This window comes from Pelagibacterium flavum (assembly GCF_025854335.1).
In the GTDB taxonomy this organism is placed as follows: domain Bacteria; phylum Pseudomonadota; class Alphaproteobacteria; order Rhizobiales; family Devosiaceae; genus Pelagibacterium; species Pelagibacterium flavum.
The window spans coordinates 49,717-64,586 of the sequence record NZ_CP107716.1; the positions used below are offsets into that span (position 1 = coordinate 49,717).

A 14,870-nucleotide genomic window follows, 5' to 3' on the forward strand; every position below is an offset into this window, starting at 1 on the left:
AACCGCAGCTTTCTGCGCTTCCGGTGCTCACGTACTGAAAGTACGCTCCGCTCCGGTTCTCGAAAACCACGGTTTTCGGCTCGCCCTGACCTAACTCTCCACACAACTCATTCGTCCCCGAATCCCAGATCGGCTTCGGTCCAGCCGAACGCCGCCAATTCCCCGGTGCGGGATTTGGCGTCGTCGGAGACGATGAATTCGTCGAGCTGGGGCGGGGCGAGAGGCGTTCCGGCCAGCATGGCATGAGCCTGGCCGCGATGATGGGTCTGGTGGGCGAAGAGGTGGCAGAGCACATCGTCGCAGCGCTCGGTCTGGATGCGGGACTGGCGGTGGATGGTGATCGGGCGGCCTAGATCGGCAATTTGCAGAGCGTCGCAGAGCGCGACGAGCTTTTCATCGCTTTGGCGCTGGGCAGCGTAGAGCGCGCTTGCCGTATCGAAGGGTTCCTCGTTTTCCCAGGCTTTCGGGCCCAGCGTGCCGCCTGCAAGTGCGTCGATATAGAACCAGTCGATAATGAGGATATGATTGAGCGTTGCCTTGAGCGAGGGGAAAAAGCTCACGCGCCTTGCCTCGAATTGCGACTGGTCCAGCGCGATCACCGCCTGAGCGAGACGGTAATTGGCGAGGGCGTTGTTGCGGGCGAGCTTTGTGAACATGCGCAGGGCGGGATCGGTCACGATGTCTTTTCCATCACGCGCGCCATGCCGATCGAGGCGGGCATCACCGGCTCGAAGCCGAATTTTCCATAGAGATGGCGCGCATCGCCGTCGGCAATCAGGGACACATAGGCGCCCTCTGGCGCCTCGCGCTCGAGCCAATCGACCAGCGCGGCCATGATGGCCTTGCCCAGACCCTTGCCCTGATGGGCGGGATCGACCGCGATGTCGGTGATCTGGTAGGCGGTGCCGCCATCGCCGATGATGCGGCCCATGCCGATGGCCTTGCCCTCATGGACAACCAGCACGGCAAAAAGCGAATTGGGAAGACCCTTTTCCATGCCGTCCCGGCTGCGCGGTGAAAGTCCCGATATGGCGCGCAGGCGGGCGAAGGTTTCAACGTCTGGTATGCCAGCGACAATCTTGTAGTCCATATCAGGCATTGGCCATGTTGATCCGGTAACTGAGCGCCTCGGCGATGTGGGGGCGAGCGACGGTTTGGCTGCCGGCCAGGTCGGCCAGCGTGCGGGCCACCTTGAGGACCCGATGATAGGCGCGGGCCGACAGGGAAAAGGTTTCGGCGGCCTTGAGCAGGAGATCGCGGCTTTCAGCGTCGGGGGCGACGACCTGTTCGATGACGCTCGAGGGCGCGGCGGAATTTGTGTGAACGCCGGAAAGATCCAGTTCGGCATAGCGCCGGCGCTGGACGTCGCGCGCCGTTGCCACGCGCTGGGCGACAATGGCGCTGGGTTCGCCCGGTTTGGAGCCGATCATGTCAGTTGCGCTGACAGCGGGAACGTCGATGCGGATATCGATGCGGTCGAGGAACGGGCCCGACACGCGGCCCTGATAATCGGCCGCGCATTTTTCGCCACGCCGGCAGGTGTGGCCCGGTGTTCCCGCCATGCCGCATTTGCACGGGTTCATGGCGGCGACCAGCTGGAAGCGGGAAGGGTAGGTCACGCGCGCATTGGCGCGGGCGATCACCGTTTCGCCCGATTCGAGCGGCTGGCGCAGGCTGTCGAGCGCCTGGGGCTGGAATTCGGGAAGCTCGTCGAGAAACAATACGCCATTATGGGCCAGCGAGGCCTCGCCGGGGCGTACGCGCAACCCGCCACCGACCAGCGCGGCCATGGAGGCCGAATGATGGGGGCTGCGAAAGGGGCGGCGATCGGAAATCTGTCCCCCCTTGAGCTCCCCGGCGATCGAGGCAATCATCGATACATCGAGCAATTCGCGCGGATTGAGCGGGGGAAGAATGGAGGGGAGGCGCTGGGCGAGCATGGATTTTCCCGCGCCGGGCGGGCCGACCATCAGCATAGTGTGTCCATAATTGTCCAGCGCGGTTAATGACGCTCCTCGCCCATTAATCGCTGCAACGAAGCCCGCCGACCCGAGCATTGCCAACGACAGAAATGGGGCCGTGAGCGGTCTGTCCTCTGTGGATGGCTCCCGCATTGCAAGAGCAAATTTATCGTTTCGGCGACTTGGTCGGGTGCAGTCTTCTGTCCGGCCTATTGATGCAGCCATTGAGAGACTGCTGGCCCTGATGGGGTCGGCGAACAAGGTCCTAATCTGGTTCTCAGGCTATTACGCCTCGGACAGACAGTGGGTTGTCCTCATTCCCGGCCTGACCGGTATCGCCATCACTTCGCTTCGCTCTTACAACCTCATGGAGCCGACAAATCGGCTCGAACTGGTCTCCTCATTAAATTCATGCCAGCAGATTTGGAACATGGCGGGCTTGGTAGGTCTCGCCCCGAGCCATGATCGCCCAAACCACCCGGGCCATCTTGTTGGCCATGGCCACACTCGCCACGCGCGCCGGTTTCCGGGCGAGTAACGCAACAAGCCGAGGGTCCGCTGTCTCTGGTTTATATTTTGCCCGGCGGATCAGCGATGTCGCGCCCATTACCAGCAGCTTTCTCAAATATCGGTCCCCCATCTTGGTGATGCGACCGAGAAGATCCTTGCCACCACTCGAGTTTTGCGACGGGGTCAGCCCAAGCCACGCGGCGAACTCTCGACCCGAACGGAACTGGCTCGGATCGGTAACCGATGCCGCCAACGCGGTGGCGCCGACCGGCCCGATGCCGGGAATGGTCGACAGACGCCGTGCCAGGTCATCGGTTCTCTGTAAGACAAGGATCGAACGATCGATCGCCTGAAGACGAGCATGAGTATCAAGCACCTGCCGGGACAGGAGATCGAGAACCTGGGTTGCCATCTCAGGCACATCCGGCGTCACTTGCTTCGCGGTGATCTTGCGCGCCAACCCAAGCGCCCGCTCCAAACTTTCGGGAATATCGATGCCAAATTCGGCCAGCAGGCCGCGCATCATGTTCACCAACTGTGTGCGCTGCTTGACCAGAAGATTGCGCGTGCGGTGAAGCGACAGAGCCGCCTGTTGCTCGGCCGACTTCATCGAGACGAAACGCATGGTGGGGCGCGTCACCGTCTCGCAGATTGCCTCTGCATCCACCGCATCGTTCTTGCCGCGCTTGACATAGGGTTTGACGTAGGCCGGCGGCATCAAACGGATCTCATGGCCCAGCTTAGTCAGCTCTCGCGCCCAATGATGCGACGTCCCGCACGCCTCCATGCCGATTAGGCAGGGCGGCAACTTCGTGAAGAACGGAAGAACTTGCGATCGGCGCAGGGCCTTGCGCATGACAATCTCGCCAGAGGCGGCGACGGCATGAACCTGGAAAATGCGTTTGGCCAAATCGAGGCCCACGGTGGTAATCTGCATGGCGGATGGCTCCTTTGCTCGGGTTGCCTGATAGCGAACCCATTTTGGCACTCAGATGCCGGGAGCGGGAGCCATCCACCTCATCTGGTTCTGGCGAGAGACAGGCCAAACCTGCCGTTCAGCACCCGAACCCCTTGCGGTAATTGACTCAGACCCTACTTAAGAAAAGCCGCTGGGATCTGAAAAATGGACAGACAGTTCACACGCGCTTGACCGTGAGCTAGGCTGTTCGATAAGTCCGGTGTGACAAGATTTTTCTTCTGATCGATTGCTGACAGTCGGCCGCCGCATTGCGGGGCACTTGCTGTCCTATCCTCATCATCAGAAGTGTCTTCAAATATGACATCAATTGCCATTTCCGGCGCCAGCGGAACGCTGGGCCGCATGATCGTTAGACACCCACCATTCGGCTGCCGGCTCCTATCCGATCAACGCCGAACACCGTGCGGGATGGCATATAGGCGAGTCTTTGTGGTCGCATGGCAAAGTGCTAGCCGGTCAAGTCGCCAAGCAGGATCGGTTTGACGGGCGGACGAACGCGGTAGTGGCCGACTTTGCCGGGCATGACCCCGCGTTCGCGAGCGATGATCTCTGTCACCGTCAGACCACATAACCTTCCCTGGCACGGCCCCATGCCGCTGCGGCCAAATGATTTGGTCTGGTTCGGACCTAGGCAGCCGAGCTTGACATAACCGCGGATTTGCCCGGCCGTCACCTCTTCGCACCGACAAACCAGAACATCATCCTTGAGTGGAATACGGTTCTGCACGCTCGGCCGGTAGAGGGCGTCGAGAAAGGGCCGAATACGTGTGTGGCGCGCCAATTGTTGTTGCACCGGATGTGCACGCCGAGCCAAGTCACCGACGACCCCCTGCACTGCCGCAGCCGACAGCGCCGCTAGTCGCCCCTGATCGGCCGAGGCCAGCGCGCCGACAATTCCGCGGCTGTCACCGGCCACGTAAAGCACCGAATCGCCCAACCGGCCCCACTCGTCGGTCACGGGCTCCCAACATAATTGTGCCGCGTTCCACCTATGCTCAGCTCCTGTTGACAAGCTGAGCTGGGCATTTGGCACCACGCCTTGGTGAAGAAGTACCAGCTTCGCCGCCAGTGATTTTGAATTGCCGCGATGGACGAAGCTCAAGCCTTCAACCTCGGTCTCACCCAATACTGCTAAATCCCGTGCGCCCCGATAGAAAACTACGCCGCTGCGCCGCAAAGCAGTCAACAATTTGAAACCTTTGAGTAGATCAGTTGCCCCTAAAATCGCACCCACTATATGTGGCAGCGCGTGGAAATAGCCGGCCCGCTCAGTAGTGTCCACTATGGCGGAAATCGCAACACCGGCTCGCAAATACTGCCATGCCAACAAATACAGCAAAGGTCCACATCCGGCCAAAACAACCGGCTCCTGGGGCAGAGCGCCAGCGGATTTGAGCAGAATTTGTGCAGCGCCCACACCCATTACGCCGGGAAGCGTCCAGCCTGAAATTGGAAAAGGTCTTTCCATCGCCCCGCTGGCCAGGATCACGTGTCGTCCGGTGATTGTGTTTGATCGGTTCTCGACGACATAATCGACCACGCCTTGGTTCGTCACATTCCAGACGGTGGCGCCGCCGCGATAATCCGCTCCGCTTGACCGAAATCCATCTGCCAGTGCCCGACCCGCAGCATAGTCGGCGCCAAGTATCCCCACTCGGTCCGAAGGCGCATTTTCGATACTGCGGTAGATCTGTCCGCCGACGGCCGGTTGCTCATCGAGAACCACCACAGACAGGCCAAGGTTACGCGCCTCGCACGCGGCAGCCAATCCAGCGGGCCCAGATCCAATCACGACCAGATCAACCTTCTCGTCGCTCATTTTATTCTCCGCCATCAAAGCTCAGTGCCGCAGCCCCTATTTGGGGCGAGACTGTCATTCCCTCGCGAACCGGCGTGAGGCAGCTCTGGCGTGCCGGAACGCCATCGATCTCAACCAGGCATTCGAAACACACACCCATCATACAATAGGGTGCCCTCGGGCTCCCCCCGACAACGCTAGATCGGAAGTTGTGTACGCCTCCCGCCAAGAGCGCTGCCGCAACGTTAAGTCCGGCCGGCACCCTGATCGCGCGACCTTCAAATGTTATGGTCACCGTCTCCGTTTCGGGGGCGGAGGAAAGACGAAAGAGTGCGTCAGTACCCATTGGAAAAGCTCGCGTTGGGGTCTAAGAGTCGCTCACCACGGAACGAGTCGAACTCTGGGGGCGTCTGAGTGAACCCGCTCACCCAGGGCCCCAGGACATAACAATGGGACGCCGCTAAGGTAACGCCGCTGTGGCTGGAAACCACATAGGCTCCAGGGAAAGTGGGTGACTCCTGGTAAATCGGATATCCATCGGGGGTTAACGGTCGTAAGGCACCCCAAGCCCTCACCAGTTTGGCCCGTGCCAGAGCAGGAAAGGTTTCGACAGCGCGTTGCGCCAGCCATTCGATCTTGTCGGTCGAAGTGCCGTCGTCGAACCCGACATATTCCGCAGTAGAACCCAGTTGGACAGAACCTTCTTTGGTCTGCCGACACTTGTTTGTGGGAAAATCAAGAAAGGGCTGCAACCGCTCGGTGATCAACACCTGGCCCCGCGTCGGGTTGATCGGTGCGTGGACGTCGACCTGCGGCGCCAGATCGGCATTGCCCAGCCCGGCCGCCAGAACGATGCGATCACTCGTCCAGCTTTGACCATCCCGGGCAACAGCCCTAAACGTGCCATTTCCGGCATCGTACTTGATCTCCTCAACGCTAACATCGTTGACGATCTCAGCCCCCTTGAGCCGTAGAGCGGCATGGAGTGCCCGCAACAGCATCAGCGGATTGGCCTGCCCGTCCAACGGACAAAAACTGCCCCCCACGACCGAAGTGCCCAGACCGGGCAGATAATGCTTCAACTCGGCGCGGTCCATGATCTTGAACGGAACGTCCCCGCCGCTTTCGTTGATCTTTTCCAGCGTTTCGGCCCGTTTTTCGACTTCGGCTTCACTGAAACCGAGCCAGAAACCGCCCGGCTGCTGCAGCCCCGAATCGACGCCGGTGAGATCGAACAATTCCTGCTGCAGTTCCGGCCACAGCCTGAGCCCCTGCTTGGTCCACTGCACATAATCAGGCATCGTCGTGCCTTTGCCATGCACCCACACGAGCCCGAAATTGCCGCGGGAGGCACGGAACGCCCCGTCGTCCTGATCGAGAACACGGACCCGGGCACCTTCGCGCACGGCACCGTAGGCGATCGCCGCACCCAGAAGACCGCCACCCACTATGGTAATCTGGGGGCTAGCCATTCAGATCGCCTCCTCCGCGGCAAGGGATTCGCGCGCTGAAAAACAATTTCAGATCCCGCGACACGATATTGATTCTGATAAACACCGGTTTCACTGCCGCCGGTTCAATGGCGGACCGCCTCCATGGCTATCGATCTCAAAGCGATCATTTCTTTTGAGGATTCATACGGCAAAGCGATCGCTGAGATCCTATTGAACTCAGCCTATTAAGCGGCCCAATGCAGAGCAAATCAAAATCCGCATGCGGGTCATTCGCTATTGATATGGCAATCGGGAGACAATCGGGCATGGCGAGAACATGTATTGACCTATCCTCCCCCAGGGGATACGAATTCAGCATGAGCCATCCTGATCATCACGCGTCGCACCCCGCAATCATCAAACGCCTCAAGCGCGCAAATGGCCACCTCAGCGCGGTTATCGAAATGATCGAGTCGGGCCGGCCCTGCCTCGATCTCGCCCAGCAGCTCCATGCTGTCGAAAAAGCTGTCGCCAATGCCAAAAAGACCTTGATTCATGATCACCTCGATCACTGCCTGGGCAATGTGGGCAGCGCGCTGCCGGACGAGGACCGCGCTGTTATCGATGAGTTTCGCGAGATTGCCCGCTACCTGTAAGGACACGCAATGCTGGACGTTCTGGCCGACCGCACCTACCGCCACCTGTTCGCTTCCCAGATCATCGCCCTCCTCGGCACCGGTCTAGCCACAGTAGCTCTAGGGCTGCTCGCTTTCAGCCTTGCTGGCGCCGATGCCGGTACGGTTCTGGGCATCGCGCTGGGCATCAAAATGATCGCCTATGTAGGCATTGCTCCGATCGCTTCGGCAATCACGGAGCGCCTGCCCCGCCGCGCCACCCTTATCACGCTCGATCTGTTCCGTGCCGGCGTCGCCGTGCTTTTGCCGTTCGTCACCGAGATCTGGCAAATTTATGTGCTGATCTTTCTGCTGCAATCGGCTTCCGCCTGCTATACACCGGCCTTTCAGGCGACCATTCCTGATGTCCTGCCAGAAGAAAAGCGATACACACGGGCCCTGTCTCTCTCCCGTCTGGCGTATGATCTCGAGAGCGCTGCGAGCCCTCTGATTGCTGCCGCGTTGCTCGCCGTAGTTTCATTCAACAGCCTGTTCATCGGAACCGTTCTTGGCTTTATCGGCGCAGCGCTTCTGGTCTTTTCGGTTGCGCTGCCCTATCCGCAAAACCCGGCGCCGGGCAATTTTTATGACAGGATGACCAAAGGTGTCCGCATCTATCTCAAGACTCCCCGCTTGCGCGGAATGCTGGCCCTGGGGCTCGCGCCCGCTGCGGCAGGATCGATGGTCCTGGTCAACACCGTCGTGCTGGTTCAGTCCAGCTTCGGGCTGGGACAAAAGGAAACGGCCCTGGCGCTGGCCGCCTACGGCGGCGGCTCAATGATCGCGGCACTGACCCTGCCGCGCCTGCTTGATCGTTTGCCGGACCGAACAGTGATGATCGCGGGAACAGCCATTCTCACCATCGCCTGCGGACTTGGCAGCCTGTTGTCCACGTATCAGGCGCTGCTGGCCCTCTGGCTGCTCATCGGCATCGGCTTTGCCATGACCATCACCCCCGCGGGACGACTGATCCGCAGATCCTCCAATGCGGGCGACCGCACCGCGCTTTTTGCTGCCCAGTTCGCCCTGTCTCACGCCACCTGGCTGATCTGCTACCCGCTGGCGGGCTGGCTCGGGGCCGGGCTGGGCATTAGCACTACTTTCCTGATTGTAGGGCTAATCGCCGGCTTTGGGCTTGTGCTTGGCTCCAGGCTGTGGCGTACGCCGGACACCGACGCGGTCGAACATACCCACGCGGACCTGCCAAGGGACCACCCGCATCTGGCCAACGCCACACCGGCAGCGGGCGGCTACCGGCACAAGCACACCTTCGTGATTGACGCCGACCATCTCTCTTGGCCGACACGTTAGCCCACCACCACCGCCTCCGCCGTGCGTGGGGCGGTCTGGGTCCAGCTCGCCAACTCGGCCACGCTCATGCCCAAAGAGCGTGTTCCGTCGTGTTTGTAGGCGGCGTAATAGGCCACATGGCTTTCGATTTTTAGGTCCGAAACAGTCAGCACCCTGACCGTTTCGCTCGCGATGTCGGTCTCGGCCGCAGGGCGAAGAACAAAGCCGACCCCAAGACCTTCCTTGACGATGCTCAATATCGCCTCCGACGAATCGCTGCTGCTGAGCTGGTAGTTTCGAATCCCGTTCAGCCGCAGGGCATTTTCGATTTCGACAAAGGCAAATGACTTTTTTGAGTATGTAATGACCGGATGAGCGGACAATTCCGCGATCGTTGTCCTGGCGGTCAGGGGCGAGGCGCTGTGAGCTATCCACACCTGCTCATACCGGCACAATGGCAGGCAGCGCACTCCTGGATCCACCACCGGTCCGATCAGCAGCGCCATGTCGATGGCTCCGTCATTGAGCATATCCCGCAGGATGGGGGATCTGTCGATTCTGAATTCGATAGCCATTTCCGGCCACTCGGCTCGCAGAAGGCTCACCATTTTGGGCGCCCAATCCCGCGCTATGGCGCTCGGAAGGCCAATGCTGACCCGCCGCACGGCCGATTTTCCCTGATCCCCGGCGATTGCTGCCATCTCACTGGCCATATCTACCATCCTTTCGGCGTAGTCGAGCACCCTGTAGCCATGACCGGTGAGCCGGACTGGACGGACAGCCCGATCAAACAGCGCAACGCCAAGCTCGGTCTCGAGGTAACGGATGCGCGCCGAAATCGCTGGCTGCGTGATACGCAGCCGGTTCGCCGCCGCATTGAAACTTCCCAACGAGGCCACCGCGAGAAAAGCTTCCAGCTGCTTGATTTCCATTCTCAATAACTATCCTTTATAGTATTCGATCCACATTATAAATTTGACAGAATACAAGGCCGCTCGCTAGCCTGTTTTCAACCTTAGGAAGCGATCCGCGTGCCCAGAATATTTCGTATACACTCCATATCAGAATATCTTCCCGAGCCGCGAGGCGGTTGGGTGGCCCGGTTGCCATGAGTGCGGCCATTTCTGTACCGGTATGGCGCGGGGTCAGCTACTCCGCTGGCATGGTCGCACTCTCGACATTGGGGGCAGCCTACTTTGTGGGCCTGTTCAACCCGTTTGTTTCCGAGGCATTTGGCATCAACCAGGCTACACTTGGACTGATTTTTTCGGTCTCCACCATCGCCGCCGTTATTCCCATGTTCCTGATTGGGCGGCTGATCGATGCTGTAAGCCTTCGCCGATATACGATAGGGCTGCTGCTTGCTTTTGCCGCCGCGTGTCTGGCCATCGCATGGTCGCCCAATCTCGCCGTTTTCGTCGTCGGCGTCTTTTTCATCCGGCTGGTGGGAGACTGGTTGTTCGCCCATGCCGGGCTGACGGCGTCCGCCCGCTTCTTTGGCACCACCCGAATGCGTCTATCGGGCCTTACCGCCATCGGCTATGCCGTCGGGCCCATGGTGTTCCCCGGCGCCGCCCTCGCGCTGACCGCGACCTATGGCTGGCGCACTGCCTGGTTCGCCATTGCCGCGTTCATTGTCATCTTTGCCGTGCCCGCCTGCGCGCGGCTTCTGCCCTCGGCCATCTTCGCCCCTTCCACAGCGCATTTACCCCCCAAAGCCTCCATCCGGGTACTTGACCGCCGGATTCTCGTATTCCTTCCCGCACTGATGAGCGCACCTCTGGTGTTTTCCGGTCTGCTTTTTCATCAGTCGGTCTGGAGCCAGCCACGCGGTGGAGCCGAATGGCTGTCACTCGGTCTTATGGCCTATGCGGCAGCGCAAATGAGCGCAATGTTCCTGGCGGGCTACCTGGCTGAGCGGTTTTCGGTCTATCGCATTGTGGCGTTCCACGCCCTGCCTGCGGCGATCGGCCTCGCGATCTGCACTGTCTGGAGCGCCCCCTGGACGCTGGTTGTCTATCTGGCGGGGGCCGGTGTCGCGACCGGTTTCACCCTGACGCTAACACCACTCCTCTTGATCGGACTTTATGGCGACACCAATCTGGGCGCCGGACGTGCGATGATCCAAAGCGTTACACTCGTTTGCGCCGCGGTCTCCACCACCGCGATGGGTCTGTGGGTCGACGATGATCTGGGCATGAACCTGGTGTTTGGCGCCAGCATCGCCTATTTCGCGCTCGCCTCGCTTTTGGCCCGCCTCGGCACCCGCGAACAGCGCCGCGATTGTCAGACGATACGTGATCGCGTTTAGATGACGCGGGTCCGGATCACTGGGCGGCAAAAGACTTAAACGGATTGGCAAAGCACGTATTGTCATGATCAAACTCAGCCATTTCGAAGCCTTCAACGCGGTGATGCTTTCGGGCTCGATGACCGCGGCAGCCACGATGATGCACACTTCACAACCCAATATCAGCCGCTCGATTTCCAAGCTCGAAAGCGGCACGGGCCTGAAACTTTTCGAGCGTGTTCCGGGAAGGCTAATCCCCACCTCGGACGGGCTCGCGCTCTATGAGGAAGTCCAGCGCAGTTTTGTCGGCCTCAGCCGGCTCACCGAAGCGGCCCAGCGCATTCATCGCACCGGCAGTGGCATCTTGCGTATCGGCGCCATTCAGACGCTGTCGTTATCTCTTGTACCGAGAGCCATCAAGCGGTTCACCGACGTCTTCCCGCAGGTCAAACTATCGATTCAAACGGCCCATTCCGACGTTTTGTCGCGTTGGGTACGCGAGCACACATGCGATTTCGCCATCGTTTCCACGCCCGACGGCGAGGATGGTGTCGAAAGGGAATTACTCTATACCGCTGAGGGGGTCTGCATCATGCACGCTGACCATCCACTGGCCGCAAGGCCCACGATAACCCCCCGCGACTTGGCCGGAGAGCGCTTCATCACCTTTCCTCAAGGGGACCCGCCACGGCTCCTCATGGACCGGATTTTCCTTGATGCCAATGTCGAGGTCTCACGGGTTATCGAAACTTCTTACAGTTCGATTACCTGCTCGCTGGTCTCTCAAGGTGTCGGTGTTGCAATCGTCAATCCTTATGTCGCGCGCGAATATCTCAATAGCGGTTTGGTCGCCCGTCCCTTTGTTCCCGCCCCACGCCACAATGCAATAATGATCTTCCCCAGCGGCAAGCCACTTGGACGGCCGGTGGAAAATTTCATCGAAATTTTGCGCAAGCTGGTGAAGGAGGAGGAGGATTCGATAGGCCGGTGAGCTACCCCCCAATCGCTGGACAGATTTCGGCGTAAATTAAGCTACTCGTTGCACCTGCTGGTCGGGTTGGTTTTGCTCAATGCGCTGCCAATAGATCACGGCAGGCGGTTTACCGCCAAGGGCGGAATGAGGGCGTCGATGATTGTAGAATTCCATCCAGTCGCGGACGCCAGCACGAGCCTGTGATCCAGTTTCCCAAGCGTGCAGATAGACGCATTCGTATTTGAGGGTGCGCCAGAGCCGCTCGACAAAGATATTGTCGAGGAACCGCCCCTTGCCATCCATGGAGATGCGCACTCCCATTCGTCGCAACCGATCGGTCCAGGCAAAGGACGTGAACTGGCTGCCTTGATCGGTGTTCATGACCTCGGGTGGGCCGAACTTGTGGACCGCCTCGTTCAATGCTTCGATGCAGAAGTCTGCCTCCAGCGTGTTCGAGATGCGCCAGGCCAAGACTTTGCGGGTGTGCCAGTCCATGATGGCCACCAGGTAGAGAAAGCCCCGGCGCATCGGAAGATACGTGATGTCCGCAGCCCAGGCCTGGTTCGGACGTTCCACCCTCAATCCCTTTAGAAGATACGGCCAAACCTTGTGTCCCTTGGCCGGTCTCGAGGTATTGGGCTTCTGGTAGATTGGCATCAGCCCCATGAGCCGCATCAGCCGCCGCACGCGCTTCTCGTTCACCAGGTGCCCTTCATTGCGCAGGTGCCAGGTCATCTGCCGGACTCCGAAGAAGGGTGTCTCCAGGAATTGCTCATCGATCCTGCGCATTAGCGCGAGGTTGATCTCGGTCTCGCCTTTCGGCGTGTAGTAGAACGAGGAACGCGAGAGCGACAGCAGCGTGCACTGCTTGCCAATCGAGAGAACGGGGTGATCAGGTTCTATCATCCCCCGTCTCACTTCCCGCCCCAGGGCTTGAGCTTTCGTGACAAAAAATCGTTGGCGACGGCCAGCTCTCCGATCTTGGCGTGCAGATCCTTGACCTGTTCATCGTCAATCTCTGGCTTTTTGCGCCCGCCACGCTCGAACACACCCGATGCCCCTTCGAGTAACGCCCGCTTCCATTGGTGGATCATCGTGGGGTGGATACCGAACCGGCTCGCCAATTCCGATACCGTCTCTTCGCCCTTCAATGCTTCCAGGGCGACCTTCGCCTTGAACTCGGGCGAATGCTGCTTTCGTTTCGACATCTCTGATCTCCATCGTCGAAGACCAGCAGACAACAATTCGTAGCTTACGTCAGCGTCCCATTTTCGGGGAGTAGCTCATGCTGGGGGTGTCCCCGCCTCGTTGAACACCCCCAGCAAAAAAGGATCATGGAAGCGACATGGGGGCAACGTCATTTGGAGAAAGCGGAGGTGTTGATCTAGGAACTAGGGAGCCGAGAACGGACTTGGGCGCGTTGGGCTATGCAAATAACGCTCAGGCATCAGCGGGTCGCCTGTGAAGAATCCGGTTTTGTCAGGCAGGGCGTGAGCGGGCCGTGCTGTTCGGGAACAGGATGAGCGCCAGGATCAGCCACAAAAGCTTCCTGAACCATGCCAGGAGGAGCCGGAGGTTGTGACCGATGGCGCAGAGCATGACGTTGATGACGTCTCCTTCGATGCCCTTGAGGGGATTTCGTTCCAGATGGCCGTCCTGCTTCATGTGACCGATGACCGGCTCGATTCCGTTTCGCCGTCGCAGTTCTCGCCTGATGGTGGGTGAGGTGATGCCGCGCGTGTGAGAGACATGGACCTCCAGCCCGTCGCGGTTGAGCCCATGTCCGCGATAGCCGCGGTCGACATAGGCACGGGCGGGGTTCTGTCCGGTGATGCGGGCGACCTGATCGAGCTGAGCACCGAGCGTGTGGCCGTCATACGGGTTGCCGGGCAAGGACAGGGCGCCGAGCACGAACTGGCCGCCCTTGCAGCGCTCGTTGGTGGTGGCAAAGGAGGCTTTTGCGCCGAACTCATATCGGGTGCGAGCTTTGCCCTTGCCGATGCATTCGACCTCCGGCGCGTGGAAGGCGTAGAGCTTCTGTGTGTCGCCGGGCTTCTGGCCATGGATGATCCGGGCCCGTTCCAGGACGGTTGCGAGAGCCTCCATGCGAGTCGGGTCGCCATCGATCCTGCGCTCGATGTCGCGGATCAGTCGGCCCAACCGCGTGCGCATGAAGCGCAGATGCGCCTTCGCCTGCTTGTGGCCACGGCCATGCATGAGGCGGGCCGCCTCCTTGCGGGCACGGCGTGCCACGCGAAGATAGGACTGGCGCAGCCGCACGCCATTGGCCCTTGCCGCCCGGTTCAGCCATTCGATCGCCCGCAGCATCAGATGGCTGTCGGTGGGATGGGCCACTGCCTTGGTCTGGACGGTGGTGTCGACCGTGACACGTTCGAGCTGGCGCTCGCTGACGGCACCGCTTGCCATGGCAATCGAGATCGTCTCGGCCAGCAGCGCTTCGAGCTTGTCGGCGTCCATGCGCTTGCGCCAGTTGGTCATCGAGGAGCGGTCCGCCGGCAGCCTGTGCTGGAAATGGGTCTCGCCGCAAAACGCCTGGTGATAGGGATTCTCAACCCAGGCCGCGCACACGGCCTCATCCGAAAGTCCCTTGATGTGCTTCAACAGGTGCAGTCCCACCATCAGTCGGGTCGGCAGGCCGGGGCGGCCGACCTGCTCCACGAAGGTGGCGCCATAGAGCGCGTCGAGCCGGTCCCAGTCGATGCGTGCCGCAAGCCGCAGGAGCTCGTGCCGGGGATCAAGGATCGCCTCCAGGCTCTCTCGAAACATGTCGGATTGCGGCGTCGGGTCGGGCTTCCTGGGGCGCATCGGCGGGGCTCCATCTTCGGTCCTCGCACTGAATCAGGCCGCGATCGAAATGCCCAGACCCTTCATGCGCGCGCATGCGAAAACGCAAGCAAATGCCGCCAAATCCTCACAACCTTGCGAAACAGGATACTTCCAA

The 14,870-nt window shown here is 60.1% G+C and carries 13 protein-coding genes and 1 pseudogene; 4 read left to right on the forward strand and 10 right to left on the reverse strand.

What is annotated here, in order from left to right; translation table 11 throughout:
- Positions 1-107: 107 nt before the first annotated feature.
- The 7 genes and pseudogenes from OF122_RS00215 to OF122_RS00245 form a co-directional block, all read right to left on the reverse strand.
- A complete protein-coding gene (locus OF122_RS00215; RefSeq protein WP_264227717.1) occupies positions 108-680 on the reverse strand; it encodes a DinB family protein in 573 nt (190 codons plus the stop codon).
- Entirely contained in the window at positions 674-1,090 is a 417-nt protein-coding gene (locus tag OF122_RS00220) for a GNAT family N-acetyltransferase (protein WP_264227718.1), read from the reverse strand. Before OF122_RS00220 ends, OF122_RS00215 begins: the two co-directional genes overlap by 7 nt.
- A gap of 1 nt (position 1,091) precedes the next feature.
- Positions 1,092-1,985, reverse strand: a pseudogene (locus OF122_RS00225) (YifB family Mg chelatase-like AAA ATPase); the annotation flags it as partial.
- Between the two features lie 385 nt (positions 1,986-2,370).
- Positions 2,371-3,408 (reverse strand): IS110 family RNA-guided transposase, encoded by a 1,038-nt coding sequence (locus OF122_RS00230; RefSeq protein WP_264225898.1) that lies wholly within the window; start codon positions 3,406-3,408, stop codon positions 2,371-2,373.
- Between the two features lie 490 nt (positions 3,409-3,898).
- Positions 3,899-5,269: an NAD(P)/FAD-dependent oxidoreductase gene (locus OF122_RS00235; protein WP_264225899.1), complete on the reverse strand. Its 1,371-nt coding sequence runs from the start codon at positions 5,267-5,269 to the stop codon at positions 3,899-3,901.
- A gap of 1 nt (position 5,270) precedes the next feature.
- A complete protein-coding gene (locus OF122_RS00240; protein ID WP_264225900.1) occupies positions 5,271-5,594 on the reverse strand; it encodes a (2Fe-2S)-binding protein in 324 nt (107 codons plus the stop codon).
- Entirely contained in the window at positions 5,584-6,720 is a 1,137-nt protein-coding gene (locus tag OF122_RS00245; protein WP_264225901.1) for an NAD(P)/FAD-dependent oxidoreductase, read from the reverse strand. The genes OF122_RS00240 and OF122_RS00245 overlap by 11 nt, the downstream gene beginning before the upstream one ends.
- 338 nt (positions 6,721-7,058) lie before the next feature.
- Here OF122_RS00245 and OF122_RS00250 point away from each other — a divergent pair, with 338 nt between their 5' ends.
- Complete coding sequence (locus OF122_RS00250; RefSeq protein WP_264225902.1) at positions 7,059-7,337, forward strand: metal-sensing transcriptional repressor; 279 nt, start codon at positions 7,059-7,061, stop codon at positions 7,335-7,337.
- Between the two features lie 9 nt (positions 7,338-7,346).
- Complete coding sequence (locus tag OF122_RS00255) at positions 7,347-8,666, forward strand: MFS transporter (protein ID WP_264225903.1); 1,320 nt, start codon at positions 7,347-7,349, stop codon at positions 8,664-8,666.
- On the opposite strand, the gene OF122_RS00260 is transcribed toward OF122_RS00255, so the two are convergent.
- Positions 8,663-9,577: a LysR family transcriptional regulator gene (locus OF122_RS00260; protein ID WP_264225904.1), complete on the reverse strand. Its 915-nt coding sequence runs from the start codon at positions 9,575-9,577 to the stop codon at positions 8,663-8,665. The two genes, OF122_RS00255 and OF122_RS00260, sit on opposite strands and share 4 nt — an antisense overlap.
- Positions 9,578-9,753: 176 nt before the next feature.
- On the opposite strand from OF122_RS00260, the gene OF122_RS00265 reads away from it, so the two are divergent.
- Positions 9,754-10,956, forward strand: a complete 1,203-nt coding sequence (locus OF122_RS00265; RefSeq protein WP_264225905.1) for an MFS transporter — start codon at positions 9,754-9,756, stop codon at positions 10,954-10,956.
- A gap of 64 nt (positions 10,957-11,020) precedes the next feature.
- The gene (locus OF122_RS00270; protein WP_264225906.1) at positions 11,021-11,926 is read left to right on the forward strand and encodes a LysR substrate-binding domain-containing protein; all 906 of its coding nucleotides are present in this window, start codon (positions 11,021-11,023) and stop codon (positions 11,924-11,926) included.
- Between the two features lie 36 nt (positions 11,927-11,962).
- On the opposite strand, the gene OF122_RS00275 is transcribed toward OF122_RS00270, so the two are convergent.
- Both OF122_RS00275 and OF122_RS00280 read right to left on the reverse strand, forming a co-directional pair.
- Positions 11,963-13,116 (reverse strand): IS3 family transposase gene (locus tag OF122_RS00275; RefSeq protein ID WP_408636244.1). Its coding sequence is split into 2 segments (ribosomal slippage): positions 11,963-12,840 and positions 12,840-13,116, totalling 1,155 coding nucleotides; the frame shifts between segments, so codons are not numbered across the junction.
- Between the two features lie 271 nt (positions 13,117-13,387).
- Positions 13,388-14,734: an IS5 family transposase gene (locus OF122_RS00280; protein WP_264225444.1), complete on the reverse strand. Its 1,347-nt coding sequence runs from the start codon at positions 14,732-14,734 to the stop codon at positions 13,388-13,390.
- Positions 14,735-14,870 lie beyond the last annotated feature (136 nt).